The following is a 24,249-nucleotide window of genomic DNA, read 5'->3' on the forward strand; positions in this document are numbered from 1 at the left end:
ACGTGCGCCCGCTTATCGCCCTGCTGCTCTGCCTCGCCCTGCCTGCACATGCGGAAGGCTTTATCACCCGCCTGCTGAACAAGCCGGTGCCCGGCGGCGTGGCGGTAGTCGACCTGGGCGAAGGCTCAAGCGCACCCCAGGCGCGCTACCAGGGCAAGCCGGTGCTGGTGGTCAAGGAAGAAGGCAGGCGCTGGATCGCCATCGTCGGCATCCCGCTGACGGTCAAGCCGGGCACGCAGCAGATCGAGGCGAACGGCCAGGCGCTGAGTTTCACAGTCGGCACCAAGTACTACCGCGAGCAGCGCATCACCCTGAAGAATCAGGAGCAGGTCAACCCGAGCCCGGCCAACCTCAAGCGCATCGAGCGCGAGCTGGCCGAACAGACCCGCGCCTACCAGCAGTTCAGCCCGCGCCAGCCAAGCAACCTGCTGTTCGACAAGCCGGTCGACGGCCCGCTGTCCTCGCCCTTCGGCCTGCGCCGCTTCTTCAATGGCGAGGAACGCAATCCGCACTCCGGCCTGGACTTCGCCGTGGGCGCCGGCACGCCGATCAAGGCGCCGGCAGCCGGCAAGGTGACACTGATTGGCGACTACTTCTTCAATGGCAAGACGGTGTTCGTCGACCATGGCCAGGGCCTGATCAGCATGTTCTGTCACCTGTCCAAGGTCGATGTGCAGCTGGGCCAGGAGCTGCCGCGCGGCGGCGTGCTCGGCCGCGTCGGCGCTACCGGCCGCGCAACCGGGCCGCACATGCACTGGAACGTCAGCCTGAACGACGCACGGGTCGATCCGGCGATCTTTATCGGCGCATTCAAGCCCTGAACACGACGCAGGATGTTCGCGTATAACTGGCGGCTACCCGCTGATCGCCCTGTGTGACCCGCTGTAATGGCCATCGGCATCGTCCCCGACCAGGAGCCACAATGATCATCGTCCACCACCTGAACAACTCGCGCTCGCAGCGCATCCTCTGGCTGCTCGAAGAACTGGGCGTGGAGTACCGCATCCAGCGCTATGAGCGCGACCCCAAAACCATGCTCGCCCCGCCAGAGCTGCGCGCGGTGCACCCGTTGGGCAAGTCACCGGTGATCAGCGACGGCGAGCTGACCCTAGCCGAATCCGGCGCCATCATCGACTACCTGGCCAACCGCTACGGCCAGGAGCTGCTGCCGCCGGCCGGCAGCCCCGAGCGCCTGCGCTGCAACTACTGGCTGCACTATGCGGAAGGCTCGGCCATGCCGCCCCTGTTGCTCAAGCTGGTGTTCGACAAGGTGGAAAGCAGCCCGATGCCCTTCTTCATCAAGCCGATCGCCCGTGGCATTGCACAGAAGGTCAAGCGCGCACTGATCAACCCGCAGCTGCAGCTGCACCTGGACTACCTGGAAGGCGAACTGGGCAAGAGCACTTGGTTCGCCGGCGAGGCCTTCAGCGCCGCCGACATCCAGATGAGCTTCCCGCTGGAGGCCGCAACCTCGCGCGGCGGCCTGGATGGCAGCCGGCCACGACTCAAGGCCTTCCTCGAGCGCATCCATGCCCGTCCGGCCTACCGCCGCGCCCTGGAAAAGGGTGGCGATTACGCCTACGCCAACTGAGACCGCCATCTGCCACTGATGCCGGCCAGCCGCCGGCGTCGGGGCAATAGCCGGCGACAGGGCCGCCCCGGACAGAAACGCCTCGCAATTCAGTCGCAGAAAAATCTGAAAGACTGGCAGTTATTCCTGCAAATCCGACAAAAGAGCAATAAATCACCGTTTTCCCAGCAAGGCTTGCCAGCTTTAACCTATAGCTTTAGGGTTGGCAGTATGAATATCGCCCATACCCTCATTCTTCTGCGTCAGCACGCCTGCCAGCGCCTGGTCAGCCCGCGACTGCGTGGCTAAACCGCTCGCCCCGCCGTTTCGCCCCTTTTCGTTTTGCCCGGCCTGCCTGTCACCCCAAGGATTTCCGCCATGACCATGCTCAAAGACCCGTCGAAGAAATACCGTCCCTTTACCCCGATCCAGTTGCCGGATCGCACCTGGCCGGACCAGATCATCGACAAGGCACCGATCTGGCTGTCCACCGACCTGCGCGACGGCAACCAGTCGCTGATCGAGCCGATGGACGCCGAGAAGAAGATGCGCTTCTTCAAGTGCCTGGTCGCCGTGGGCCTGAAGGAAATCGAAGTGGGCTTCCCGTCCGCCTCGCAGACCGACTTCGACTTCGTCCGCGAGCTGATCGAGGGCGGCCACATCCCCGATGACGTGACCATCCAGGTGCTGACCCAGGCCCGCGAGGACCTGATCACCCGTACCTTCGAGTCGCTCAAGGGCGCCAAGAAGGCCATCGTCCACTACTACAACGCCACCGCGCCGAGCTTCCGCCGCATCGTCTTCAACCAGGACAAGGCCGGCGTGGTCGAGATCGCCACCAGCGCCGCGCGCATCATCAAGCGCCTGGCCGCCGCGCAACCGGAAACCCAGTGGGGCTTCGAGTACTCGCCGGAAGTATTCAGCTCCACTGAGACCGACTTCGCCGTCGAAGTGTGCAACGCGGTGATCGGCGTGTTCGAGCCGACCCCGGCACAGAAGCTGATCCTCAACCTGCCGGCGACCATCGAGTGCGCCACGCCGAACAACTACGCCGACCAGATCGAGTGGTTCGGCCGCCGCATCGACCGCCGCGACAGCGTGTTAATCAGCGTGCACACCCACAATGACCGCGGCACCGGCGTAGCGGCCTCGGAACTGGCCGTGATGGCCGGTGCCGACCGCGTGGGAGGCTGCCTGTTCGGCAACGGCGAGCGCACCGGCAACGTCTGCCTGGTGACCCTGGCGCTGAACCTCTATACCCAGGGTGTCGACCCCGAGTTGGACTTCTCCGACATCGATGCCGTGCGCAAGGTGGTGGAAGAGTGCAACCAGCTGCCGGTGCACCCGCGCCACCCCTATGTCGGCGACCTGGTCCACACCGCGTTCTCCGGCTCGCACCAGGATGCCATTCGCAAGGGCTTCGCCCAGCAGGACCCGGAAGGCATCTGGGAAGTGCCGTACCTGCCGATCGACCCGGCCGACATCGGCCGCGACTATGAGGCGGTGATCCGCGTCAACAGCCAGTCCGGCAAAGGCGGCATCACCTTCCTGCTCGAGCAGGAGTACGGCATCAGCCTGCCGCGCCGCATGCAGATCGAGTTCAGCCAGGTGGTGCAGCGCGAGACGGACCGCCTCGGCCTGGAGATGACCGCCGCGCAGATTTACAGCCTGCTGGAAAGCGAGTACCTGCAAGCCGACAGCCCTACGTGCTCAAGGGCCACCGCCTGCAGGAAGAGAACGGCATCTGCACCGTCGACGTGGAAGTTGCCTACGACGGCGAAACCCGGCGCAAGCACGGCACCGGCAAAGGTCCGCTGGAGGCGCTGGTCGCCGCGCTGCCGCAGAACATCGAGATCATGGACTACCACGAGCACGCCATCAGCGCCGGCACCAACGCCCAGGCCGTGGCCTATATCGAGGTACGCCTGAACGGTGGCCGACCGCTGCACGGCATCGGCATCGACGAGAACCTCACCACCGCGACCTTCCGTGCCCTGTTCAGCGCCCTCAACCGCGCCCTGGAGCAGGCCGAGGCCCAGGCCGCCTGAGCGCACAGCGAGTGATCGAGGGGGCTTCGGCCCCCTTTTTCATCCCCGCATCTCTGGGCATGGAATCGGCAGGATCAGGCAAGCCCGCTTGGCGCCCTTGCACTAGCCTCTCCCAAGTCCACGATCGACCCAGGAGATTTCCATGAGCAAGACCCTCGCCTATGCCGCCCAGGCTCCGCACACCCCGCTGGCGCCCGTCGAGATCGAGCGCCGCGCCGTCGGCCCGGATGACGTCGCCATCGATATCCTTTACTGCGGCGTCTGCCACTCGGACCTGCACACCGCGCGCAACGAATGGCACAACACCCTGTACCCGTCGGTGCCAGGCCACGAGATCGTCGGCAAGGTCACGGCCGTCGGCAGCAATGTGTCGAAGTTCAAGGTCGGCGACGTCGCCGGCGTCGGCTGCATGGTCGACAGCTGCCGGCACTGTGCCTCCTGCAACGAGAGCCTGGAGCAGTATTGCGAGAGCGGCTTCACCGGCACCTACAACGGCCCGGTGTTCGGCGGCGAGAACACCTTCGGCGGCTACTCCCAGCACATCGTGGTCGACCAGCGCTTCGTCCTGCGCATCAGCCATACCGACCCCGCCCAGTTGGCTGCCGTAGCGCCACTGCTGTGCGCCGGCATCACCACCTACTCGCCGTTGCGCCAGTGGAAGGTCGGCCCGGGGCAAAAGGTCGGCATCGTCGGGCTGGGTGGCCTCGGCCACATGGGTGTAAAGATCGCCGCCGCCATGGGCGCCCATGTCGTACTGTTCACCACCTCGCCGAACAAGCGTGAGGACGCTCTGCGCCTGGGCGCCAGCGATGTGGTGGTGTCGAAGAACGCCGAGGAGATGGCCGCGCATGCCGGCAGCTTCGATTTCATCCTCAACACCGTGGCCGCGCCGCACGACCTCAACCCCTTCCTCAACCTGCTCAAACGCGACGCCACCCTGTGCCTGGTCGGCGCGCCGGATTCGCCGCACCCGCCGGCGGACGTGTTCGGCCTGATCTTCAAGCGCCGCCGCATCGCCGGCTCGCTGATCGGCGGCATCGCCGAGACCCAGGAGATGCTCGACTTCTGCGCCGAACACAGCATCGTCTCGGACATCGAGATGATCCCCATGCAGGCGATCAACGAGGCCTACGAGCGTATGCTGAAAAGCGATGTGAAGTACCGCTTCGTCATCGATATGGCATCGCTCTGAGTGAACGCACGATCGCCCTGCCGGGCGGTCGTGCGGCCGCGGCGAGACGCTCTAGACTGGACAATAACCCGTCAAGGAGCGATGCCATGACCTCGCCGCTGCGCAGCCTGCTGCTCATCCTGGCCCTGGCCTGGACGGGCGCTGCGCTGGCCGACGACGTGGTCATGGCCTTCGGCGAAAAGATTCCCCCCTACTGTTTTCCGGAAAGCGACAGCGGCATCGAGCTGGACGTGATCGGTGAGGCCCTGGCCTACCGCGGCCATCGCCTGGTTCCGCGCTACTTCCCACTGACCCGTGTCCCCCTGGCCTTTCGCCAGGGCGAAGTACAGGCGGCGATGACCGACCTCGGCCAGGATCTCAGCACCCAGGGCGCCCACTACGGCGAGCCGGCCGTGCTCTATCGCAATGTGCTGGTCAGCCTGCAGGGGCGCCGCCTGAAGATCGAGAAGCCCGAGGACCTGCAGGGGCTGAGCATCGTCGCCTTCCAGGGCGCCGCCAAGCGCTACCCGGAGTGGCTGGCCGCCAGCGAGGCCGCCGGACTGTACTTCGAACAGAACAACCAGGAACTGCAGGTGCTGGGCCTGAACAAGGGCCGCTACGACGTGGTGCTGAGCGACCAGCGCATCTACCAGTACTTCGAGCAACTGCTCGAGCGCACCAGCCTGTTCAAGGCCAAGGCCGTGGTGTTCCACCCCTTCGTCGAAGAAGACCCGCAGAACTACCGGCCGCTGTTTCGCTCGCAGCAGATCCGCGACGATTTCAACGCCGGCCTGCGCCACCTCAAGGCCAGCGGGCGCTACCAGGCCATCTACGACAGCTACCTGAAACAGCCCTGACTCAGTTCAGCGCAAAGGCATCCGCATCCAGGTGGGCCGGGAAGCGCTCACGGTAAGCCGCCAGCTCCTTGGCCGAAAGACTCACGCGGAACACCCCGGCGGCAGCCCCCGGAGCCAGCAGGGACTCGCCCTGGAAATCCAGCACCTGGGAGTCGCCCGTGTAGGCATGGCCCTTGCCATCCGTACCGATGCGATTGACCGCTGCGACGTAGCACAGGTTCTCGATGGCCCGCGCCGGCAGCAGGCGGTTCCAGTGGTGGCGCCGTGCGCCCGGCCAGTTGGCGGTATAGAGCAGCAGGTCGGTGTTATGCGGGTCGCGGCTCCATACCGGGAAGCGCAGGTCGTAGCAGATCAGCGGGCGCACCTGCCAACCCTTCACGTCCAGCAGCACCTGCTCGTCACCGGCGGCGTAATGCTTGTGCTCGCCGGCCATGCGGAACAGGTGGCGCTTGTCGTAGTGCGCCAGGGTGCCGTCCGGGCGCACCCACAGCAGGCGGTTGCGATAGCTGCCATCAGCGGCCTGGATGATCAGGCTGCCGGTCACCACCGCGCCGAGAGCCATGGCCTGCTCGCGCAGCCAGGCCGTGGTCGGCCCCTCTTCTGGCTCGGCCAGCTCCGCCGAGTGCATGGAAAAGCCGGTGCTGAACATCTCCGGCAGGATCACCAGGTCGGCGCCACGGGCCTGCTCTAGCAGAGGTTCGAAGCGTGAGCGGTTGGCGGCAGCGTCGTGCCAGTCCAGTTCGCTCTGGATCAGCGCCAGTTCGAGATCAGGCAACAGGTTCAGATCGCGCATAGTTTTTCCGCTGCCAGGCGCAGCGTCTCCTCGCGTTTGGCGAAACAGAAGCGCACCAGGCGCATCCCGGCCGGTGCCTGCTGGTAGAACACCGAGACCGGAATCGCCGCCACGCCGTGCTCGCGGGTCAGCCATTCGGCCATGGCCACATCGTCCAGGTCCGGGCGGATCGCCGAATAGTCGGCCAGCTGGAAGTAGGTGCCGGGGGCGCGAGTGAAGCGGAAACGCGAGCCGGCCAGTAGGTCGCAGAACAGGTCGCGCTTGGCCTGGTAGAAGGCCGGGAGCTCCTCGACGTGCTCGGGATTCGACGCCATGAAATCGGCCAGGGCGTGCTGCAGCGGCGTCACGCCGCAGAAGTTGACGTACTGGTGGATCTTGCGCAGCTCGGCGGTCAGCGCCGGTGGTGCCACCACGTAGCCGGTCTTCCAGCCGGTGACGTGATAGGTCTTGCCGAACGAGCTGACCACGAAGGCGCGCGCGTACAGCTCCTCGTGGGCCAGCACGCTGGCATGGCGGGCGCCGTCGAAGATCAGGTGCTCGTAGACCTCGTCGCTGATCACATGAATATCGCGGCCGCGGATCAGTGCGGCCAGTTGGTCCAGGTCGTCACGGCTGAGCAGCGCGCCACTGGGGTTGTGCGGCGAGTTGATGAAGATCAGGCGGGTACGCGGAGTGATGGCATCGGCCAGGCGCTGCCAGTCCACGGCGAAGTCCGGCGACGCCAGCGGTACGTGCACGCAGCGGCCACCGGCCAGTTCCACCGAGGGCTCGTAGCTGTCGTAGCAGGGATCGAGGACGATGGCCTCGTCGCCCGGATGGATCAGCGCCTGCACGGCACAGAAAATCGCCTCGGTGGCGCCGGGGGTGATGGTGATCTCGCTGTCGGCATCGCGCTGCACGCCGTAGCTGCGGGCAATCTTGGCCGCCACCTGCTGGCGCAGGCCCGGCAGGCCGGTCATCGGGCAGTACTGGTTACGCCCCTCCAGCACATGGCGGGCAACGGCCTCGCGCAGCGCCTGCGGGCCGTCGAAATCGGGAAAGCCCTGGGACAGGTTGATGGCGCCGACTTCAGCGGCGAGCTGGGACATGCGGGTGAAGATGGTGGTGCCGACATTGGGCAGCTTGCTGACGAGCATCGGGACTTCCTGCTGGCGTGAGGCGAGCCGCGAGGATAGCCGATGGCCGACAGCGGCAGAAATGAAAAAGGCGCAGGAGCTTATGCTCTTGCGCCTTTCGGATGGCCTGCCGGGAGAATCAGCGCTTTTTGTCCTTGCGCTTCTTCTCGGCCTTCTTGTGGTGGCTCATCAGGCGCTTCTTGCGGTTGACCTGGCGCTCGGTGAGCTTGTTCTTCTTGCCCTCGTAGGGGTTGTCACCGCCCTTGTATTCGATGCGGATCGGCGTGCCGACCAGCTTGAGCACACGGCGGTAGGTGTTCTCCAGGTAACGGGTGTAGGTCTTGGGGACCGCGTCGACTTGGTTGCCGTGGATCACGATCAGCGGCGGGTTGGCGCCACCCAGGTGGGCATAACGCAGCTTGATGCGGCGGCCGTTGACGGTCGGCGGCTGGTGCTCCTGCACGCAATCCTCGAGGATCTGCGTCAGGCGGTTGGTCGGCCAGCGGGTGACGGCAGCCTTGAAGGCGGTCTGCACCGACTTGTACAGGTGGCCGACGCCGGTGCCGTGCTTGGCGGAGATGAAGTGGATGTCCGCCCAGTCGACGAACATAAGCCGGCGCTCCAGCTCGGTCTTCACGTAGTCCTTCTCGCCCTGCTCCATGCCGTCCCATTTGTTCAGGGCGATGACCAGCGCGCGGCCGGTCTCCAGCACGAAGCCGAGCAGGTTGAGGTCGTGCTCGACCACGCCCTCGCGGGCGTCCATCACGAAGATCACCACGTTGGCGTCCTGGATGGCCTGCAGGGTCTTGACCACCGAGAACTTCTCGACGGCCTCGAAGATCTTGCCGCGGCGACGCACGCCGGCGGTGTCGATCAGGGTGTACTTCTCTTCATCGCGCTCGAAGGGGATGTAGATGCTGTCGCGGGTGGTGCCGGCCTGGTCATAGACGATCACCCGCTCTTCACCGAGCATGAGGTTGACCAGGGTCGACTTGCCGACGTTGGGGCGGCCGATGATGGCGATCTTGATGCCATCCTTCTCGCTTGGACCGGGGATGCGCTTGGCCTCCTGGCCCTCGGCGACCACCTCTTCGGCCTTGGGCTCCGCGCCCTCCTCGCCTTCCACCGGCTCGGGCTCGCCATCATCACGCGGGAAGATGCCCAGCGCCGCTTCCAGCATCTGGCTGACGCCACGGCCATGGGCAGCGGCGATCGGCAGCGCATCACCCAGACCCAGCGGGCTGAATTCGGCGCGGGCAATGTCCGGATCGACGGTGTCGACCTTGTTGGCGATCAGGAAGCTGCGCTTGTTCCGCTTGCGCAGGTGCTCGGCGATCATCTGATCGGAAGCGGTCATGCCCGCCCGCGAGTCGACCATGAACAGCACGGCATCGGCTTCCTCGATGGCCTGCAGCGACTGCTCGGCCATCTTCGCATCGATGCCTTCCTCGTCGCCGGAGATGCCGCCGGTATCGATGACGATGTAGGTGCGCCCCTGCCACTTGGCCTCGCCGTACTGGCGATCACGGGTCAGGCCCGCGTATTCGGCGACGATGGCGTCGCGGGTCTTGGTCAAGCGATTGAATAGCGTCGACTTGCCGACGTTGGGGCGGCCCACCAGGGCGATTACCGGAACCATTGGCTCCTCCTCAAAAACACAAAGGCCGCTGCCGGAAAACGGCAGCGGCCGGACATTGCAGAACAGCTTAGCGGATGGTCAGGCCAACCAGCTTGCCGCTGTTGCCGTAGGCGTAGATCCAGTCGCCAACCACCAGCGGACGGGCCCGCAGGCCATCGCCATCGATCTTCTTGCGGCCGACGAAATGGCCATCCACCTGGCTCAGCAGGTGCAGGTAGCCTTCGAAGTCGCCCACGGCCACGTAGCTGGAGAACACTTCCGGCGCGGACAGCTGGCGACGCAGCAGTGCATCGTTGCTCCACAGCGACGTAGTGGAACGCTCATCGACGCTTTCGACGGCACCATTGGCCAGGCTAACGTAGACGTTGCCGAAGCCCTGGGCCAGGCCGACATAGCTGGAAGCATCACGATTCCACAGCTGGCGACCGCTCTCGGCATCAAAGGCAGCGACTTTGCCCTGGTAGGTCACGACATACAGGTTGCCGCCGGAGAGCAGCAGATTGCCGTCGATGTCGACCACGCGCTCCAGTTCGGAGCGGCCCTGCGGGATGGCCACGCGCTGCTCCCAAACCGGGATGCCACGGCTGGCGTCCAGCGCCAGCAGCTTGCCGGTGGACAGGCCGGCGATCACCATGCGGTTGGTCATCACTGGGCTGCTGGTGCCGCGCAGAGTCAGTACGGCCGGGCTGTTCTCGTAGATCCAGCGCTGTTCGCCAGTGCTGGCATCGAAAGCGATCAGACGGTCGTCCTGGGTCTGCACCACAACGACGTCGCCGTTGGTGGCCGGCGCAGAGAGCACTTCGCTGGTGACGCGGGCGCGCCACTTCTCTTCGCCGTTGCTGGCATCCAGGGCGATCACTTCGCCCTTGAGGGTGCCAACCAGCACCAGGCCGTAGCCGGCGCCGACGCCACCGGAAACCGGCAGATCCAGCTCGACTTCCCAGAACTTGTCACCGGTCAGGCGATCGAGGGCGACCACTTCACCGTTAACGGCCGCGGCATACAGCCGCTCGCCATCCACGGCCGGGGTCAGCAGGTTGTACAGTTCGCCCTGACCATCGCCGATGGAGCGGCTCCACTGGGCATCCAGGCGCACTTCCTCCTGGATATCGGGCAACTCGTTCGGCGGCAGTTCCTTCTTGCTGTTGCTGCTGCACCCAACGGCCATCACGGCCAGGGCCAGCACGGCGGCATTCTTCCAACGCATCACGTCAGGCATCCCCTTTCGCCAGGTCATCGAGTTTCATCTGCAGGCCACCGACGGCAGCATCTTCGTGCAGAGCGTCCTTGGCCTTCTGATAGGCCTTGTGTGCTTCGTCGCCACGACCCAGCTGCACCAGCAGGTCGCCACGCAGTTCTTCGCGCGCAGCCAGCCAGGCCTTCTCGGCCTCGCCGTCGAGCAGCTTGAGACCTTCCTCGGCCTTGCCCTGGGCGGCGAGTACACGAGCCAGGCGCTGGCGCGCCAGCTCGCCGATGGCGGCATCGCGGGGCTTGTCCAGCAGCGGCTTGAGCTCGGCAGCGGCATCATCCAGCTTGCCGTTCTCCACGGCTACCTTGGCGACGAACAGACTCGCGTACTGGGCATAGTGAGTGCCGGCGAAGTCACTCTTGAGCTTGCCCGCCAGCTCGGTGACCTTGCCGATATCCGGCTGGCCACTGGGCGTCAGGGTGGTTTCCAGCAGTTGCTGATAGAGGGCGCCAGCGCCCTGGGCCTGGTTGGTCTGATACTGCTGCCAGGCCTGCCAGCCGAACACCAGGGCCAGAGCCAGGGCGCCGCCGGTCAGCAGGGGTTTGCCGTTGCGCTGCCACCAGTCCTTCATCTGCGCAATCTGTTCTTCTTCGGTCATGCTCACCCCAATAACTCCTTATTCGTCTCGTTCTCAGGCCTGCAGGCAGGCAGCCAGGTGCGCCGGCAGCGCATCCCAGCCAATGTTCTGTTGCTGTGCGTCGTCGCGCAGGGGCTTGCAACCTACCACGCGGGCAGCCAGTTCGTCCTCACCCAGGATCAGGGCGAAGCGCGCGCCGCTCTTGTCGGCCTTCTTGAACTGGCTCTTGAAGCTGCCGCCACCGCTGTTGACCAGCAGACGCAGGCCCGGGATGGCGTCGCGCAGGCGCTCGGCCAGGGCCAGGCCAGCGAGCTCGGCTGCCTCGCCGAAGGCGCAGAGATAGAGGTCCGCCGGGGCATTCAGCTCTTCCGGCAGCAGCTGCAGGGCTTCCAGCAGCAGGATCAGGCGCTCGACACCCATGGCAAAACCCACGCCCGGCGTCGGCTTGCCGCCCAGCTGGGTCACCAGGCCGTCGTAACGACCACCGGCGCACACGGTGCCCTGGGCGCCGAGTTTGTCGGTAACCCACTCAAACACGCTGCGGTTGTAGTAATCGAGACCACGCACCAGCTTGTGGTTGATCTCGTAGCGGATGCCCACCGCGTCCAGGCGCGCCTTGACGCCCTCGAAGTGCAGACGCGACTCCTCATCGAGGTAGTCAGCCAGGGTCGGCGCACCGACCAGCAGGGCCTGGGTCTGGGCATTCTTGCTGTCGAGGATACGCAGCGGGTTGGTGGTCAGGCGGCGCTGACTGTCCTCGTCGAGCTGCGCGAAACGCTCCTGCAGGTAGGCCACCAGGGCGTCGCGATAGGCGGCGCGCGCCTCGCTGGAACCCAGGCTGTTGAGCTGCAGGGTCACCGAATCGGCCAGACCGAGCCTCTGCCACAGGCGCCAGGTGAGCACGATGAGCTCGGCGTCGACATCCGGCCCCGCCAGGTTGAAGGCTTCCACACCGATCTGGTGGAACTGGCGGTAGCGGCCTTTCTGCGGCTTCTCGTAGCGGAACATCGGCCCGGTGTACCAGAGCTTCTGCACCTGACCACCGCCGGACAGGCCATGTTCGAGCACGGCGCGCACGCAGCCGGCAGTACCTTCCGGACGCAGGGTCAGCGACTCCTCGTTGCGGTCGAGGAAGGTGTACATCTCCTTGTCGACAACATCGGTGCCTTCACCGATGCCACGGGCGAACAACTCGGTGAACTCGAGGATGGGCAGGCGGATTTCACTGTAGCCATAGCCGTCCAGCAGCTCGGCGACCGTGCGCTCCAGGTAGCGCCAGGCAGGCGTCTGCTCCGGCAGGATGTCGTTCATGCCACGGATGGCTTGTAGGGACTTGCTCACGAATCTTCCTTATCAGCCGCGGGCGATCACAGCCGCGTCGGCCTCGGCCTTCTCGGCCGCCTTGCGGCGGATCAGCTTCTCCAGCTCATCCACCAGGTTGTCGTTGGTCAGCTTCGAGGCCGGAGCGCCGTCGATGTAGACCAGATTGTTCGGCGTGCCACCGGTGAGGCCGATGTGCGCCTCCTTGGCCTCGCCAGGGCCATTGACCACGCAGCCGATCACGGCAACGTCGAGCGGTACCAGCAGGTCTTCGACCCGCTGCTCCAGCTCGTTCATGGTCTTGACCACGTCGAAGTTCTGCCGCGAGCAGCTCGGGCAGGCAATGAAGTTGATGCCGCGCGAGCGCAGACGCAGGGACTTGAGGATGTCGTAACCGACCTTGATCTCCTCCACCGGATCGGCGGCCAGGGAGATACGGATGGTGTCGCCGATGCCCTCGGCCAGCAGCATGCCCAGGCCCACCGCCGATTTCACGGTACCGGAACGCAGGCCACCGGCCTCGGTAATGCCCAGGTGCAGCGGCTGCTCGATCTGCTTGGCCAGCAGGCGGTAAGCCTCGACGGCCATGAACACGTCGGACGCCTTCACGCTGACCTTGAAGTCAGGGAAGTTCAGGCGATCGAGATGCTCGACATGGCGCAGCGCCGACTCGACCAGCGCCTCGGGCGTCGGCTCGCCGTATTTCTTCTGCAGGTCCTTCTCCAGCGAACCGGCATTGACGCCGATGCGGATCGGAATGCCTTTGTCACGCGCAGCCTCGACCACCGCCTTGACGCGGTCTTCCCGGCCGATATTGCCCGGATTGATACGCAGGCAGTCGACCCCCAGCTCGGCAACGCGCAGGGCGATCTGGTAGTCGAAATGGATGTCGGCAACCAGCGGTACGCGCACCTGCTGCTTGATCCGGCCGAACGCCTCGGCCGCCTCCATGGACGGCACCGAGACGCGCACGATATCGGCCCCGGCGTCTTCCAGACGGCGAATCTGGCCGACGGTGGCCTCGACGTCACAGGTTTCGGTATTGGTCATGCTCTGCACGGCGATCGGCGCATCGCCGCCGACCGGTACCGAGCCGACCCAGATCTTGCGGGACGGGCGACGCTTGATGGGGGATTCGCAATGCATGTTCTGGCTCACTGCCCCAGTTTGAGGCGGGCGGTCTCACCGTGGGTGGAGGAAGCGACATCGACCGCCTGGCCGTTGACCAGTACCACGGCGCCGCGGGCGTATCCGAGGCGCAGCTCCAATGGGGCCTTGCCGACCAGTTCGACACTGTCGCCACGGCGCTTCAGGGCACTGACCAGCACCTTGCCATCGGCATCGGTGAGCTGGGTCCAGCAGTCGGCGGTAAATTGCAGATTGACCAGCGCCTCACCGGCAGCCGGAGCGACCGGAGCCGCGGGGGCCGGGGTTTCAACGACGACCGGGGCTGCAGACTGAGCCGGCGGGGTGACCACGGGCGCAGCGACCTGCGCGGCAGGCGCGGTCTCACCGGCTTCAGCCGGCACCACAGCACTCGGAGCCGCGGGCGCTTGCGGGTCAGACGGTGCGCTCTGCGCGATCGCCGCGGGTGGTGCTACTTCGGGCGCCGCCGGATCAGCGGTAACGGGCGCCGGCTCCAGCGGAGCTTCGACCTGCGCCTCGGCAACGGCCTGGTCTTCCGGCTCATCCAGGGGATGAATCTCGGTGGTGCCGTCGGCGGTCTCCACTTCGACGTGTTCCATTCCGGCGCCCGCTGCCGAGCCGGCCAAGCGCTGGCTCTCGCCCTGCCACCAGAAGAAACCGGCACCGCCGAGGGCGACCAGCGCCACGACGCTGAACACCTTGAGCAGGCTCTGCGATACCCGGGCCGGCTCCTCGATGCGTGCCAGGCTCGATACGCTACTGCCGCTGGCATCGGTGCCGGTGAACTGGTCGAACTCCAGGACCAGCCGATCGCCGTCCATGCCCATCAACTTGGCATAGGCACGCACGTAACCACGAGCAAAGGTGTGTCCCGGCAGCTGCTCGAAGGCCCCCGCCTCCAGATTGCGCAGGGCCTGGGCCGTCAGATTGAGCTGCACGGCGACATCGTTCAGGGCCAGGTTCTTGCTTTCGCGTACCTTGCGCAGCGTCTCCCCGGGATTGACCCGATGCGCGGCGGCAACTTCAGGGTGCGAGGCTTTCATCACTGCTCCGACAGGTATTGCTGATATTCGGGCGTACCCGGGTAGAGGCGCTTGAGCTGCAGCCCCAGACTGGCGGCCTGGTCCCGGTCCTCGAAGACACGCGCCAGGCGTATACCGAGCAGCAGGCTCTGCGGCGTCTGCCGCGCCTGCTGGCTGAAGCCGGCATAGTAACTACGCGCAGCCACATAGTTCTTGTCTTCGAGGGAGAGCTGCGCCATCTGCAACAGCGAGGTGGGTCGCTGGCTATTGAGACGCAGCGCCTTTTCGAAATGCTGCTTGGCCTCTTCGCGCTTGCCTAGTTGCAGCGCCGTCAGGCCAAGGTTCTCGAAGACCCGGGAGCGCTCGGAGTAGAGCGTGTCCTCGGAGGCCTTCAGGTACTGGGCATAGGCTTCCTTGTAGCGCTTCTGCTCGAAGAGGAAGCCACCATAGTTGTTGAGTACACGCGTCTCACCATCACTCAGCGAAATGGCCTTGCGGTAGCTATCATCGGCCAGCTTGGGCTCCAGTTCATACTGATAGACCACGGCCAGAGCGGAGTAAGCTTCTGCGCTGGAAGAATCGAGCTCAAGCGCCATGCGCAGGGGCTCCTTGGCCTTCTCCGTCGACCCCTGCTGCAGATGGCCGATACCGAGCTGGATATAGGCGTCGCGCGCCTGGGCGCGGCCTTCCTTGGTGCTCATGGGGTCGACCGTGCCGCCGGTCCTGACGCAGCCCGCCAGCAGAATGGCAAAAGACAGATAGAGCGCAGGGCGCAAGGTCATGGAGTTCCTCCCCTTCAATTTCGGTTGGCGGTGCGCGGCTCTTCGGCCTCGCTACCCAGCTGACGTACGGCGATATAGCGTTCGCTGCGACGGGTGCGGTCCTGTACCTGACCGACCAGCTGCCCACAGGCGGCGTCGATGTCATCACCGCGCGTGGTACGCACGGTGACGTTGAAGCCGGCCTTGTGCAACAGGTCCTGGAAGCGACGGATAGCGTTGTTGCTCGGCCGTTCGTAACCGGAGAAGGGGAAGGGATTAAACGGAATCAGATTGATCTTGCAAGGAAAATCCTTGAGAAGTGCGATCATCTGCGCAGCGTGTTCGGGCTGGTCGTTGACGTCCTTGAGCAGGGTGTACTCGACGGTCAGGAAGCGCTTCTCGCCCAGGCCCTCGATGTAGCGGCGGCAGGAAGCCAGCAGCACATCCAGCGGGTACTTCTTGTTGAGCGGCACCAGCTGGTTGCGCAACTCGTCGTTCGGTGCGTGCAGCGACAGGGCCAGGGACACGTCGGTGACGGTTGCCAGCTTGTCGATCATCGGCACCACGCCGGAGGTGGACAGGGTCACCTTGCGCTTGGAAATGCCGTAGCCGAGATCGTCCATCATGATCTGCATGGCCGGCACGACATTGTCGAAATTCAGCAGGGGCTCGCCCATGCCCATCATCACCACGTTGGTGATGGCACGGTCGATCTTGGCCGGTACGGTGCCGAAGGATTTGTTGGCGATCCACACCTGACCAATGATTTCCGCGGCAGTCAGATCGCTGTTGAAGCCCTGCTTGCCGGTGGAACAGAAACTGCAATCCAGCGCACAGCCGGCCTGCGACGACACACAGAGGGTGCCACGGCCGCCTTGCGGGATGTATACGGTCTCGACGCAGCTGCCGGACGCCACGCGCACCACCCATTTGCGGGTACCGTCGGCGGAGATGTCCTGGCTGACCACTTCGGGGCCGCGAATCTCGGCGCAGGCACTGAGCTTTTCGCGCAGGGCCTTGCCGAGATTGCTCATGGCGTCGAAGTCCTCGACGCCAAAATGGTGAATCCACTTCATGACCTGACCGGCACGGAAGCGCTTTTCCCCGATGCTCTCGAAGAAGCTTTCCATTTCGGGCTGGGTCAGCCCCAGCAGGTTGGTCTTGGCTACATCAGTCATGGATTCACCCTCGCCGGTTCGCGCTTAGCGAATGCGAGCGCACACCTCGGTGGCGGAGAAGAAGTACGCGATCTCGCGAGCGGCGGAAGCCTCGGAGTCGGAACCGTGTACGGCGTTCTCGTCGATGGAAACGGCGAAGTCGGCGCGGATGGTGCCGGCAGCAGCTTCTTTCGGGTTGGTGGCGCCCATCAGCTCACGGTTCTTCAGAACGGCGTTCTCGCCTTCCAGAACCTGAACGATGACCGGACCGGAAGTCATGAAGGCAACCAGATCCTTGAAGAAACCGCGCTCGCTGTGCTCGGCGTAGAAACCGGCAGCTTCGCGCTCGGACAGCTGAACCATCTTGGAGGCAACGACGCGCAGGCCGGCCTTTTCGAAACGGCTGGTGATTTCACCGATGACGTTCTTGGCAACGGCATCCGGCTTGATGATGGAGAAAGTACGTTGAACAGACATGTGAAGCTCCAGAGGGTTAAAGCGAAAAATTAAACCCGCGAATTATACGCGGGTTAGGGGGAAATGCGTAGGGCAGCGCCCGGAGGCGGGACCGCTCAGTCGAGCTCTTCGATCCAGGCCGCCTGAATGGCCTCCAGCACCTTCTCGCCGCCGCGCTGCGGGTCATCGGCAAAATCCGGCAACTCCAGCACCCAGCGATGCAGGTCGACGAAGTTGACGTAGCGCGGATCGACTTCAGGCTTGCTCTCGGCCAGCTCGATGGCGACATCCAGCACATCGGTCCATTTCAGGCTCATGACGGCTCCTCGAATCAGTGCGGCGCTTCGGCGGCGTGGTTGAGCGAGTACTTGGGAATCTCGACCGTCAGGTCTGCGTTACCGACCTTGGCCTGGCACGCCAGGCGCGACTGCGCCTCCAGCCCCCAGGCGCGATCGAGGAAGTCCTCCTCCAGCTCGTCCGCCTCTTCCAGCGAATCGAAGCCTTCGCGAATGATGCAGTGGCAGGTGGTGCAGGCACAGACCCCGCCACAGGCACTTTCCATCTCGATATGGTGCGCATGCGCCAGCTCGAGGATGGAAGTGCCGGGCTCGGCCTCTACGACCATGCCTTCAGGGCAGAACTTCTCGTGCGGCAGAAAAATGACCTGTGGCATCAGTTGTCCTCGATTTCGTTGAGTCGGCGCCCGGACAGGGCCGCCTTGACGGTAGCGTCCATTCGACGGGCGGCAAAGGCATCGGTGATCTGCGACAGACGCTTGGTCTGCTGCTCGATGGCATGCGCATCATCACCACCGGCCAGGACACGCAGTTCGTCCATGGTCGCGACAATAGCCAGGCGCTCGTCCTCGTCGAGCAGGCGCTCGCCATCGACATCCAGCGCCGCCTGTACGGCCTCAAGCAGACGCTCGGCCTCGACCTGCTGCTCGCGCAGCACTCGGGCAGCCTTGTCGTCGCCGGCATTCTTGAAGGAATCCTGCAGCATGCGCGCGATCTCGCCATCGGTCAGGCCATAGGATGGCTTGACCTGGATGCTCGCCTCCACACCGGAGCCCAGCTCGCGTGCAGCGACGCTGAGCAGGCCGTCCGCGTCAACCTGGAAGGTCACGCGGATCTTCGCTGCCCCGGCCACCATCGGCGGAATGCCGCGCAGCTCGAAGCGCGCCAGCGAGCGGCAATCCTTGACCAGTTCACGCTCGCCCTGCAGCACCTGGATGGCCATGGCCGTCTGGCCGTCCTTGTAGGTGGTGAAGTCCTGGGCCCGCGCCACCGGAATCGTGGTGTTGCGCGGAATCACCTTCTCCATCAGGCCGCCCATGGTTTCCAGCCCCAGGGACAGCGGAATCACATCAAGCAGCAGCAACTCTTCACCATTGCCGCGCTGGTTGCCGGCCAAGGTGTCGGCCTGGATCGCGGCGCCAATGGCCACCACCTGATCCGGATCGATGTCGGTCAGCGGCGCACGCCCGAACAGCTCACCCACCGCCTCGCGCACGCGCGGCACGCGGGTCGAGCCACCGACCATGACCACCGCCTCGACCTCCTCGACCTCGATGCCGGCGTCGCGCACGGCGCGGCGGCAGGCCTTGAGGCTGCGGGCGATCATCGGCTCGATCAGCGCCTCGAACTGGTCACGACTGAGCGAGCCCGCCCAGGCGCCGTACTGGACCACGACACTCGCGCTGTCGGTCAGTGCTTCCTTGGCCGCACAGGCAGCCTGCAGCAGGCGGCGCTGGGCCGCCGGATCGAGGTCCTGGGACAGCCCGGCCTGCTCGATGATCCAGCCGGCGATGGCGTGATCGAAATCATCGCCACCCAGGGCGCTGTCGCCACCGGTGGCCAGCACCTCGAACACACCGCGGGTCAGGCGCAATACGGAAATATCGAAGGTGCCGCCGCCCAGGTCATAGATGGCGACCACGCCCTCGGTGCCTTTATCCAGGCCATAGGCCACGGCGGCGGCGGTCGGCTCGTTGAGCAGGCGCAGCACATTGAGACCGGCGAGACGCGCGGCATCCTTGGTGGCCTGGCGCTGCGCATCGTCGAAATAGGCGGGCACGGTGATCACCGCACCGACCAGCTCGCCACCCAGGCTGGCCTCGGCGCGCTGGCGCAGGGCCTTGAGAATCTCGGCCGAGACTTCCACCGGACTCTTGGCGCCCTGCACCGTCTCGATGAACGGCATGTGCGACTCGCCCTCGGCGAAACGATAGGGCAGCTGGTCGCCGAGCTGTTTGATGTCCTCGACGCCGCGCCCCATCAGACGCTTGACCGACAGCACGGTATTCAGCGGATCGACCGCGGCGGCGGCCTTGGCCTCGTGCCCCACCTCAACGCGATCGGCGTGATAGCGCACCGCGGACGGCAGGATCACCCGCCCGGCCGCATCGGCTAGCGGCGCGGACAGGCCGCTGCGCACGGCAGCGACCAGCGAATTGGTGGTACCCAGGTCGATGCCCACGGCCAGGCGGCGTTGATGGGGTTGCGGGCTTTGCCCGGGCTCGGCGATCTGCAGTAGGGCCATGGTGTTCCGATCATCAGGCGCGCAGCGTGAGCTGCGCCATGGTTAGTCGTCGAGGCGCTCTTCGAGATCGCGCACTTCGTGGGCCAGCTTGTCGAGGAACTGCATGCGACGCACCAGGCGCTCGGCCTCTTCGCGTCGCGCGACATCGTCCCAGCAGGCGGCAAAATCTTGATCCAGCTCGTCCTGAGCCACCTTCAGGCGTTTCTTGAAGGTCGCCACGCCAGCCAGATCGGCACTGTCCTGCAGATCCTCCAGCTCCTCACGCCAGCGCATCTGCTGCAGGAGAAACTCGGGGTCCTGCACCGTCACTTCGAGCGGCAGCTCGCGACCACGCAGGGCCAGCAGGTAGAGGGCACGGCGCGGTGCGCTCTTGAGGGTCTGGTAGGCCTCGTTGAGGCGAGCCGACTGCTCCAGCGCCAGGCGCTGCTCGCGATCGCCGGCGTCGGCGAAGCGATCGGGGTGCACGGCCTTGGCCAGCTCGCGATAGCGCGCCGACAGCTGCGCCTGATCCACCAGAAAGGCCGGCTGCAGCTCGAACAGCGCAAAATGACAGGGACTACCCACAACAACCGCCTTAGACGTTGAAGCTCTCGCCGCAACCGCACTCGCCGCGCACGTTGGGGTTGTTGAACTTGAAGCCCTCGTTGAGACCTTCGCGCACGAAGTCCAGCTCGGTGCCGTCGAGGTAGGTCAGGCTCTTCGGGTCGATGATCACCTTGACCCCGAAGCTCTCGAACACCTCATCCTCACCCGCCACTTCGTCGACGAACTCCAGCACGTAGGCCAGGCCCGAGCAGCCGGTGGTACGCACGCCGAGGCGGATACCCTCGCCCTTGCCGCGCCCCTCCAGGGAACGCTGCACGTGGCGGGCGGCGGCTTCAGTCATGGTGATGGCCATAGCGACTCCTCGAGATCAGAGCAGACCTTTCTTCTGCTTGTAGTCGCGCACGGCCGCCTTGATGGCGTCCTCGGCGAGCACGGAGCAGTGGATCTTCACCGGCGGCAGGGCCAGTTCCTCGGCCAGCTGGGTGTTCTTGATGGTCTCGGCCTCATCCAGGGTCTTGCCCTTCATCCACTCGGTGGCGAGGGAGCTGGAGGCGATGGCCGAACCGCAACCGTAGGTCTTGAACTTGGCGTCTTCGATCACGCCCTGCTCGTTGACCTTGATCTGCAGGCGCATGACGTCGCCGCAGGCCGGTGCACCGACCATGCCGGTGCCGACATTGGGATCCTCGGCGTCGAGCTTGCCGACGTTACGCGGATTTTCGTAGTGGTCGATGACCTTCTCACTGTATGCCATGTTGCCAATCCTCTCTCATCAGGTGCCGCTCTACAGGCGACTCGAAAATCAGTGTGCCTGCCACTCGACCTTGGAGATGTCGACACCTTCTTTGAACATGTCCCACAGCGGCGACAGCTCACGCAGCTTGCTCACCGCCTCCAGCACCTTGGTGGCCGCGTAATCCACTTCTTCCTCGGTGGTGAAGCGACCGAAGGTGAAACGGATCGAGCTGTGCGCCAGCTCGTCGTTGCGCCCCAGGGCACGCAGCACGTAGGAAGGCTCCAGCGAGGCGGAGGTACAGGCCGAACCGGAGGAAACCGCCAGGTCCTTGAGCGCCATGATCAGCGACTCGCCTTCGACGTAGTTGAAGCTCAGGTTGAGGTTGTGCGGTACGCGCTGGGTCAGACTGCCGTTGACGTACAGCTCTTCCATGCCCTCGAGCTGCTTGTAGAAGCGATCACGCAGCGCCAGCACGCGCTGGCTCTCCTGCGCCATCTCTTCCTTGGCGATGCGGAAGGCCTCGCCCATGCCGACGCACTGGTGCGTGGCCAGGGTGCCGGAGCGCATGCCGCGCTCATGGCCGCCACCGTGGGTCTGCGCTTCCAGGCGCACGCGCGGCTTGCGGCGCACGTACAGGGCGCCGACACCTTTCGGGCCGTAAGTCTTGTGCGCGGAGAAGGACATCAGGTCGACCTTCATCTTCTCCAGGTCGATCTCGACCTTGCCGGTGGACTGCGCCGCATCGACATGCAGCAGCACGCCGCGGGAACGGGTCAGCTCACCGATGGCGGCGATGTCGTTGATGGTGCCGATCTCGTTGTTGACGTGCATGACCGACACCAGCACGGTGTCCTCGCGCAGCGCCGCCTCGACCATCGCCGGCGTGATCAGGCCGTCTTCGCCCGGCTCGATGTAGGTCACTTCGAAGCCTTCGCGCTCGAGCTGACGGCAGGTATCCAGCACCGCCTTGTGCTCGATCTTCGAGGTGATGATGTGTTTGCCCTTGGTGCTGTAGAAGTGCGCAACACCTTTGATCGCCAGGTTGTTGGACTCGGTGGCACCGGAGGTCCAGACGATCTCGCGCGGGTCGGCATTGACCAGCTCGGCGACCTGGCGACGGGCGTTCTCGACCGCTTCCTCGGCCTTCCAGCCGAAAACATGGGAGCGCGACGCCGGGTTGCCAAAGTTGCCATCCACCAGCAGGCACTCGCTCATCTTTTGCGCCACGCGCGGGTCGACCGGGGTGGTGGCGGAATAGTCGAGGTAAATCGGCAATCTCATCAGATATCTCCTATTCAGGCAGGCGCCCTGCTCACTCGATGGCGGACGCTTCGATCTTGTCCAGCTGTGGCATCCTGCCATTGCAGCGACGCTGATCCTGACGCTGGGCGACTTCCTGCACTTCGCGCCGGGTCACCAGATCAGCCAGGCTGATGCCGCTGAGGAATTCGTGAATCTGCTGACTGAGGTCGCACCACAGGTGGTGGGTCAGACAGGTATCGCCGGAGTGGCAATCGCCCATGCCCTGGCAGCGGGTGGCATCGACCGACTCGTTGACCGCGTCGATCACCTGCGCGACCTGGATCACCCGCATGTCGCGCGACAACTGGTAGCCGCCACCGGGGCCGCGCACACTGCTGACCAGGTTGCCACGGCGCAACTTGGCGAACAGCTGCTCCAGATAGGACAGGGAAATTCCCTGCCGCTCGGAGATGTCGGCCAGCGACACAGGCCCGTTCTGGGCATGCAGCGCCAGATCGAGCATGGCTGTGACGGCGTAGCGACCTTTGGTGGTCAGGCGCATGGCGTTTGCACCGCGTATGAACTTGAGTTGCCGCTAGTATCCCCTTTTCCGACTATTTAGGTCAACTATAAGACCGATTGAAATAGTCAGGTATAGCGGCGACTCGGGGCGCAAATGATAGCAGACTATGCGTCTTCAGGCAGCCGGCTTGTCGCCAGGCTCCTTGCAGACGTCAGCGAAGTCCTCGTCGCGCAGGACCGGCAGGTCCTTGGCGCAGTAGTCGCTGCCCAGCGCCTTGAGCGCCGAGCACATCCCCTCCAGACGACCATCCACCGCATGCAGGTGATCGAGCAGCTGACCGATGGCGCGCGCCACCGGATCCGGCATGTCCGGACCGACACCGTAGGCATCGAAACCCAGCTTCTCGGCCATGGCCTGGCGCTTGGCCTCCTGCTCATCATCACTCTTGACGATGATTCGCCCGGGGATGCCGACCACGGTGGCGCCCGCCGGCACCGCCTTGGTGACCACGGCATTGGAGCCGACCTTGGCCCCCGCCCCCACCGTGAAGGGGCCGAGCACCTTGGCCCCGGCGCCGACCACCACGCCATTCTCCAGCGTCGGATGGCGCTTGCCCTTGTTCCAGCTGGTGCCACCCAGCGTCACACCCTGGTAGAGAGTGACGTCGTCACCGATCTCAGCGGTCTCGCCAATGACGATGCCCATGCCATGATCAATGAAGAAGCGCCGCCCGATCTTCGCCCCCGGATGAATCTCGATACCGGTCATCCAGCGCCCGAAGTTGGACACCACACGCGCCAGCCACTTCCAGCCACGCACCCACAGCGCATGCGCCACTCGATGCAGCCACACGGCGTGCAGCCCCGGGTAGCAGGTCACCACCTCAAAGGCATTACGCGCCGCCGGATCGCGATGAAACACGCTCTGAATATCTTCGCGCACACGCTCAAACATCGTCTTTGCTCCGCTTGTGGGACTCGCCGCGCACTGCCTTCTGGGTCTCGGTCAGGATGCCGCGCAGGATATTCATTTCCAGCTTGCTGATGGCCGAGCGCCCGTACAGGCGGCGCAGACGGGACATCAGGTGGCGCGGCTTGGCCGGATCGAGGAAGCCGATCTCCACCAGCGTACTCTCCAGATGACCGTAGAACAGCTCCAGCTCATCCGTGGTCACCGGCTGGGTATTGAGCATCGCCGTGGTTTCCAGCTTGCTCATCTTGGTCGGCTGCCCCTGGGCAGCCAGCCAGGCCATGCGCACCTCGTAGGCCAGCACCTGCACCGCCGCGGCCAGATTCAGCGAGCTGAACTCGGGATTGGACGGAATGTGCACATGGAACTGGCAGCGCTGCAGCTCGTCATTAGTCAGGCCGGCATACTCGCGACCGAACACCAGCGCCACCTCGCCACCCAGCTCGACCTGCTGCAACGCAGTGGTCGCGCACTCGCGCGGATCCAGCAGCGGCCAGGGGATGCGCCGATCGCGCGCACTGGTGCCCAGCGCCACGCTGCAACCGACCAGCGCCTCTTCGAGGGTGGCCACGACCACGGCATTGTCGAGGATGTCGGTAGCGCCGGAGGCACGCGCCACCGCCTCGCCACTGGGGAAGTCTTCAGGATCGACCAGCACCAGACGCGACAGGCCCATGTTCTTCATGGCCCGTGCGGCACCACCGATATTGCCGGGATGGCTGGTATTGACCAGCACCACGCGAATGTTCTGCAGCAACGCCAGCTCCGCTCAAGAATGCGAAAGGGCCATGAATGTTACAGAAGGCCCCAG

Annotated in this window: 25 protein-coding genes and 1 pseudogene; 5 read left to right on the plus strand and 21 right to left on the minus strand. The window is 64.8% G+C overall.

Annotated features, from left to right (window positions below; translation table 11 throughout):
- The first annotated feature begins 2 nt into the window (after window positions 1-2).
- The 5 genes and pseudogenes from PA6_RS07680 (at window position 3) to PA6_RS07700 (ending at window position 5,646) form a co-directional block, all read left to right on the plus strand.
- Window positions 3-821, plus strand: coding sequence for a M23 family metallopeptidase (locus PA6_RS07680; RefSeq protein WP_021700332.1), 819 nt, complete (start codon window positions 3-5; stop codon window positions 819-821).
- A gap of 101 nt (window positions 822-922) precedes the next feature.
- Complete coding sequence (locus PA6_RS07685) at window positions 923-1,591, plus strand: glutathione S-transferase (RefSeq protein WP_021700333.1); 669 nt, start codon at window positions 923-925, stop codon at window positions 1,589-1,591.
- A 357-nt stretch (window positions 1,592-1,948) separates the two neighbouring features.
- Window positions 1,949-3,618, plus strand: a pseudogene (leuA, locus tag PA6_RS07690) (2-isopropylmalate synthase).
- Window positions 3,619-3,760: 142 nt separating this feature from the next.
- Window positions 3,761-4,810, plus strand: a complete 1,050-nt coding sequence (locus tag PA6_RS07695; RefSeq protein ID WP_021700336.1) for an NAD(P)-dependent alcohol dehydrogenase — start codon at window positions 3,761-3,763, stop codon at window positions 4,808-4,810.
- A gap of 86 nt (window positions 4,811-4,896) precedes the next feature.
- A complete protein-coding gene (locus PA6_RS07700; protein ID WP_043216440.1) occupies window positions 4,897-5,646 on the plus strand; it encodes a substrate-binding periplasmic protein in 750 nt (249 codons plus the stop codon).
- A 1-nt stretch (window position 5,647) separates the two neighbouring features.
- Here the strand turns inward: PA6_RS07700 and PA6_RS07705 are convergent, their stop codons facing one another.
- The 21 genes from PA6_RS07705 to trmJ all read right to left on the minus strand — a co-directional run bounded on the left by PA6_RS07705 (window position 5,648) and on the right by trmJ (window position 24,195).
- The gene (locus PA6_RS07705; RefSeq protein ID WP_021700338.1) at window positions 5,648-6,439 is read right to left on the minus strand and encodes an amidohydrolase; all 792 of its coding nucleotides are present in this window, start codon (window positions 6,437-6,439) and stop codon (window positions 5,648-5,650) included.
- Window positions 6,427-7,575 carry a pyridoxal phosphate-dependent aminotransferase gene (locus PA6_RS07710; RefSeq protein ID WP_021700339.1) on the minus strand — a complete coding sequence of 383 codons (1,149 nt, stop codon included), beginning with the start codon at window positions 7,573-7,575 and terminating at the stop codon, window positions 6,427-6,429. Before PA6_RS07710 ends, PA6_RS07705 begins: the two co-directional genes overlap by 13 nt.
- A gap of 118 nt (window positions 7,576-7,693) precedes the next feature.
- A complete protein-coding gene (der, locus tag PA6_RS07715) occupies window positions 7,694-9,193 on the minus strand; it encodes a ribosome biogenesis GTPase Der (protein ID WP_021700340.1) in 1,500 nt (499 codons plus the stop codon).
- 67 nt (window positions 9,194-9,260) lie between these two features.
- Window positions 9,261-10,412: an outer membrane protein assembly factor BamB gene (bamB, locus tag PA6_RS07720; protein ID WP_021700341.1), complete on the minus strand. Its 1,152-nt coding sequence runs from the start codon at window positions 10,410-10,412 to the stop codon at window positions 9,261-9,263.
- Complete coding sequence (locus PA6_RS07725) at window positions 10,405-11,040, minus strand: YfgM family protein (RefSeq protein WP_043216441.1); 636 nt, start codon at window positions 11,038-11,040, stop codon at window positions 10,405-10,407. The genes bamB and PA6_RS07725 overlap by 8 nt, the downstream gene beginning before the upstream one ends.
- A 33-nt stretch (window positions 11,041-11,073) precedes the next feature.
- On the minus strand, window positions 11,074-12,360 hold the full coding sequence (gene hisS / locus PA6_RS07730) for a histidine--tRNA ligase (protein WP_021700343.1): 1,287 nt from the start codon (window positions 12,358-12,360) through the stop codon (window positions 11,074-11,076).
- Between the two features lie 12 nt (window positions 12,361-12,372).
- A complete protein-coding gene (gene ispG / locus PA6_RS07735; protein ID WP_021700344.1) occupies window positions 12,373-13,485 on the minus strand; it encodes a flavodoxin-dependent (E)-4-hydroxy-3-methylbut-2-enyl-diphosphate synthase in 1,113 nt (370 codons plus the stop codon).
- An 8-nt stretch (window positions 13,486-13,493) separates the two neighbouring features.
- The gene (locus PA6_RS07740; RefSeq protein WP_021700345.1) at window positions 13,494-14,528 is read right to left on the minus strand and encodes a RodZ domain-containing protein; all 1,035 of its coding nucleotides are present in this window, start codon (window positions 14,526-14,528) and stop codon (window positions 13,494-13,496) included.
- Complete coding sequence (gene pilW / locus PA6_RS07745; protein ID WP_021700346.1) at window positions 14,528-15,289, minus strand: type IV pilus biogenesis/stability protein PilW; 762 nt, start codon at window positions 15,287-15,289, stop codon at window positions 14,528-14,530. The genes PA6_RS07740 and pilW overlap by 1 nt, the downstream gene beginning before the upstream one ends.
- Before the next feature lie 14 nt (window positions 15,290-15,303).
- Window positions 15,304-16,446, minus strand: coding sequence for a 23S rRNA (adenine(2503)-C(2))-methyltransferase RlmN (gene rlmN / locus PA6_RS07750; protein WP_021700347.1), 1,143 nt, complete (start codon window positions 16,444-16,446; stop codon window positions 15,304-15,306).
- Window positions 16,447-16,470: 24 nt separating this feature from the next.
- Window positions 16,471-16,902 (minus strand): nucleoside-diphosphate kinase, encoded by a 432-nt coding sequence (ndk, locus tag PA6_RS07755; RefSeq protein WP_021700348.1) that lies wholly within the window; start codon window positions 16,900-16,902, stop codon window positions 16,471-16,473.
- Between the two features lie 95 nt (window positions 16,903-16,997).
- Window positions 16,998-17,198, minus strand: coding sequence for a Fe-S cluster assembly protein IscX (iscX, locus tag PA6_RS07760; protein ID WP_021700349.1), 201 nt, complete (start codon window positions 17,196-17,198; stop codon window positions 16,998-17,000).
- A gap of 14 nt (window positions 17,199-17,212) precedes the next feature.
- On the minus strand, window positions 17,213-17,554 hold the full coding sequence (gene fdx / locus PA6_RS07765; RefSeq protein WP_021700350.1) for an ISC system 2Fe-2S type ferredoxin: 342 nt from the start codon (window positions 17,552-17,554) through the stop codon (window positions 17,213-17,215).
- Window positions 17,554-19,422: a Fe-S protein assembly chaperone HscA gene (hscA, locus tag PA6_RS07770; RefSeq protein WP_021700351.1), complete on the minus strand. Its 1,869-nt coding sequence runs from the start codon at window positions 19,420-19,422 to the stop codon at window positions 17,554-17,556. Before hscA ends, fdx begins: the two co-directional genes overlap by 1 nt.
- 42 nt (window positions 19,423-19,464) lie before the next feature.
- Window positions 19,465-19,986, minus strand: a complete 522-nt coding sequence (hscB, locus tag PA6_RS07775) for a co-chaperone HscB (RefSeq protein ID WP_021700352.1) — start codon at window positions 19,984-19,986, stop codon at window positions 19,465-19,467.
- A 10-nt stretch (window positions 19,987-19,996) separates the two neighbouring features.
- Window positions 19,997-20,320 (minus strand): iron-sulfur cluster assembly protein IscA, encoded by a 324-nt coding sequence (gene iscA / locus PA6_RS07780; protein WP_021700353.1) that lies wholly within the window; start codon window positions 20,318-20,320, stop codon window positions 19,997-19,999.
- 15 nt (window positions 20,321-20,335) lie between these two features.
- Window positions 20,336-20,722, minus strand: a complete 387-nt coding sequence (gene iscU, locus PA6_RS07785; RefSeq protein ID WP_021700354.1) for a Fe-S cluster assembly scaffold IscU — start codon at window positions 20,720-20,722, stop codon at window positions 20,336-20,338.
- A 48-nt stretch (window positions 20,723-20,770) separates the two neighbouring features.
- Entirely contained in the window at window positions 20,771-21,985 is a 1,215-nt protein-coding gene (locus PA6_RS07790; protein ID WP_021700355.1) for an IscS subfamily cysteine desulfurase, read from the minus strand.
- A gap of 31 nt (window positions 21,986-22,016) precedes the next feature.
- Window positions 22,017-22,508 (minus strand): Fe-S cluster assembly transcriptional regulator IscR, encoded by a 492-nt coding sequence (iscR, locus tag PA6_RS07795; RefSeq protein WP_021700356.1) that lies wholly within the window; start codon window positions 22,506-22,508, stop codon window positions 22,017-22,019.
- A gap of 135 nt (window positions 22,509-22,643) precedes the next feature.
- Complete coding sequence (cysE, locus tag PA6_RS07800; protein WP_021700357.1) at window positions 22,644-23,423, minus strand: serine O-acetyltransferase; 780 nt, start codon at window positions 23,421-23,423, stop codon at window positions 22,644-22,646.
- On the minus strand, window positions 23,416-24,195 hold the full coding sequence (gene trmJ / locus PA6_RS07805) for a tRNA (cytosine(32)/uridine(32)-2'-O)-methyltransferase TrmJ (protein WP_021700358.1): 780 nt from the start codon (window positions 24,193-24,195) through the stop codon (window positions 23,416-23,418). Before trmJ ends, cysE begins: the two co-directional genes overlap by 8 nt.
- Between the last annotated feature and the right edge of the window lie 54 nt (window positions 24,196-24,249).

Origin of the sequence: Aquipseudomonas alcaligenes NBRC 14159 (assembly GCF_000467105.1) — a bacterium.
Taxonomy (GTDB): Bacteria; Pseudomonadota; Gammaproteobacteria; order Pseudomonadales; family Pseudomonadaceae; genus Aquipseudomonas; species Aquipseudomonas alcaligenes.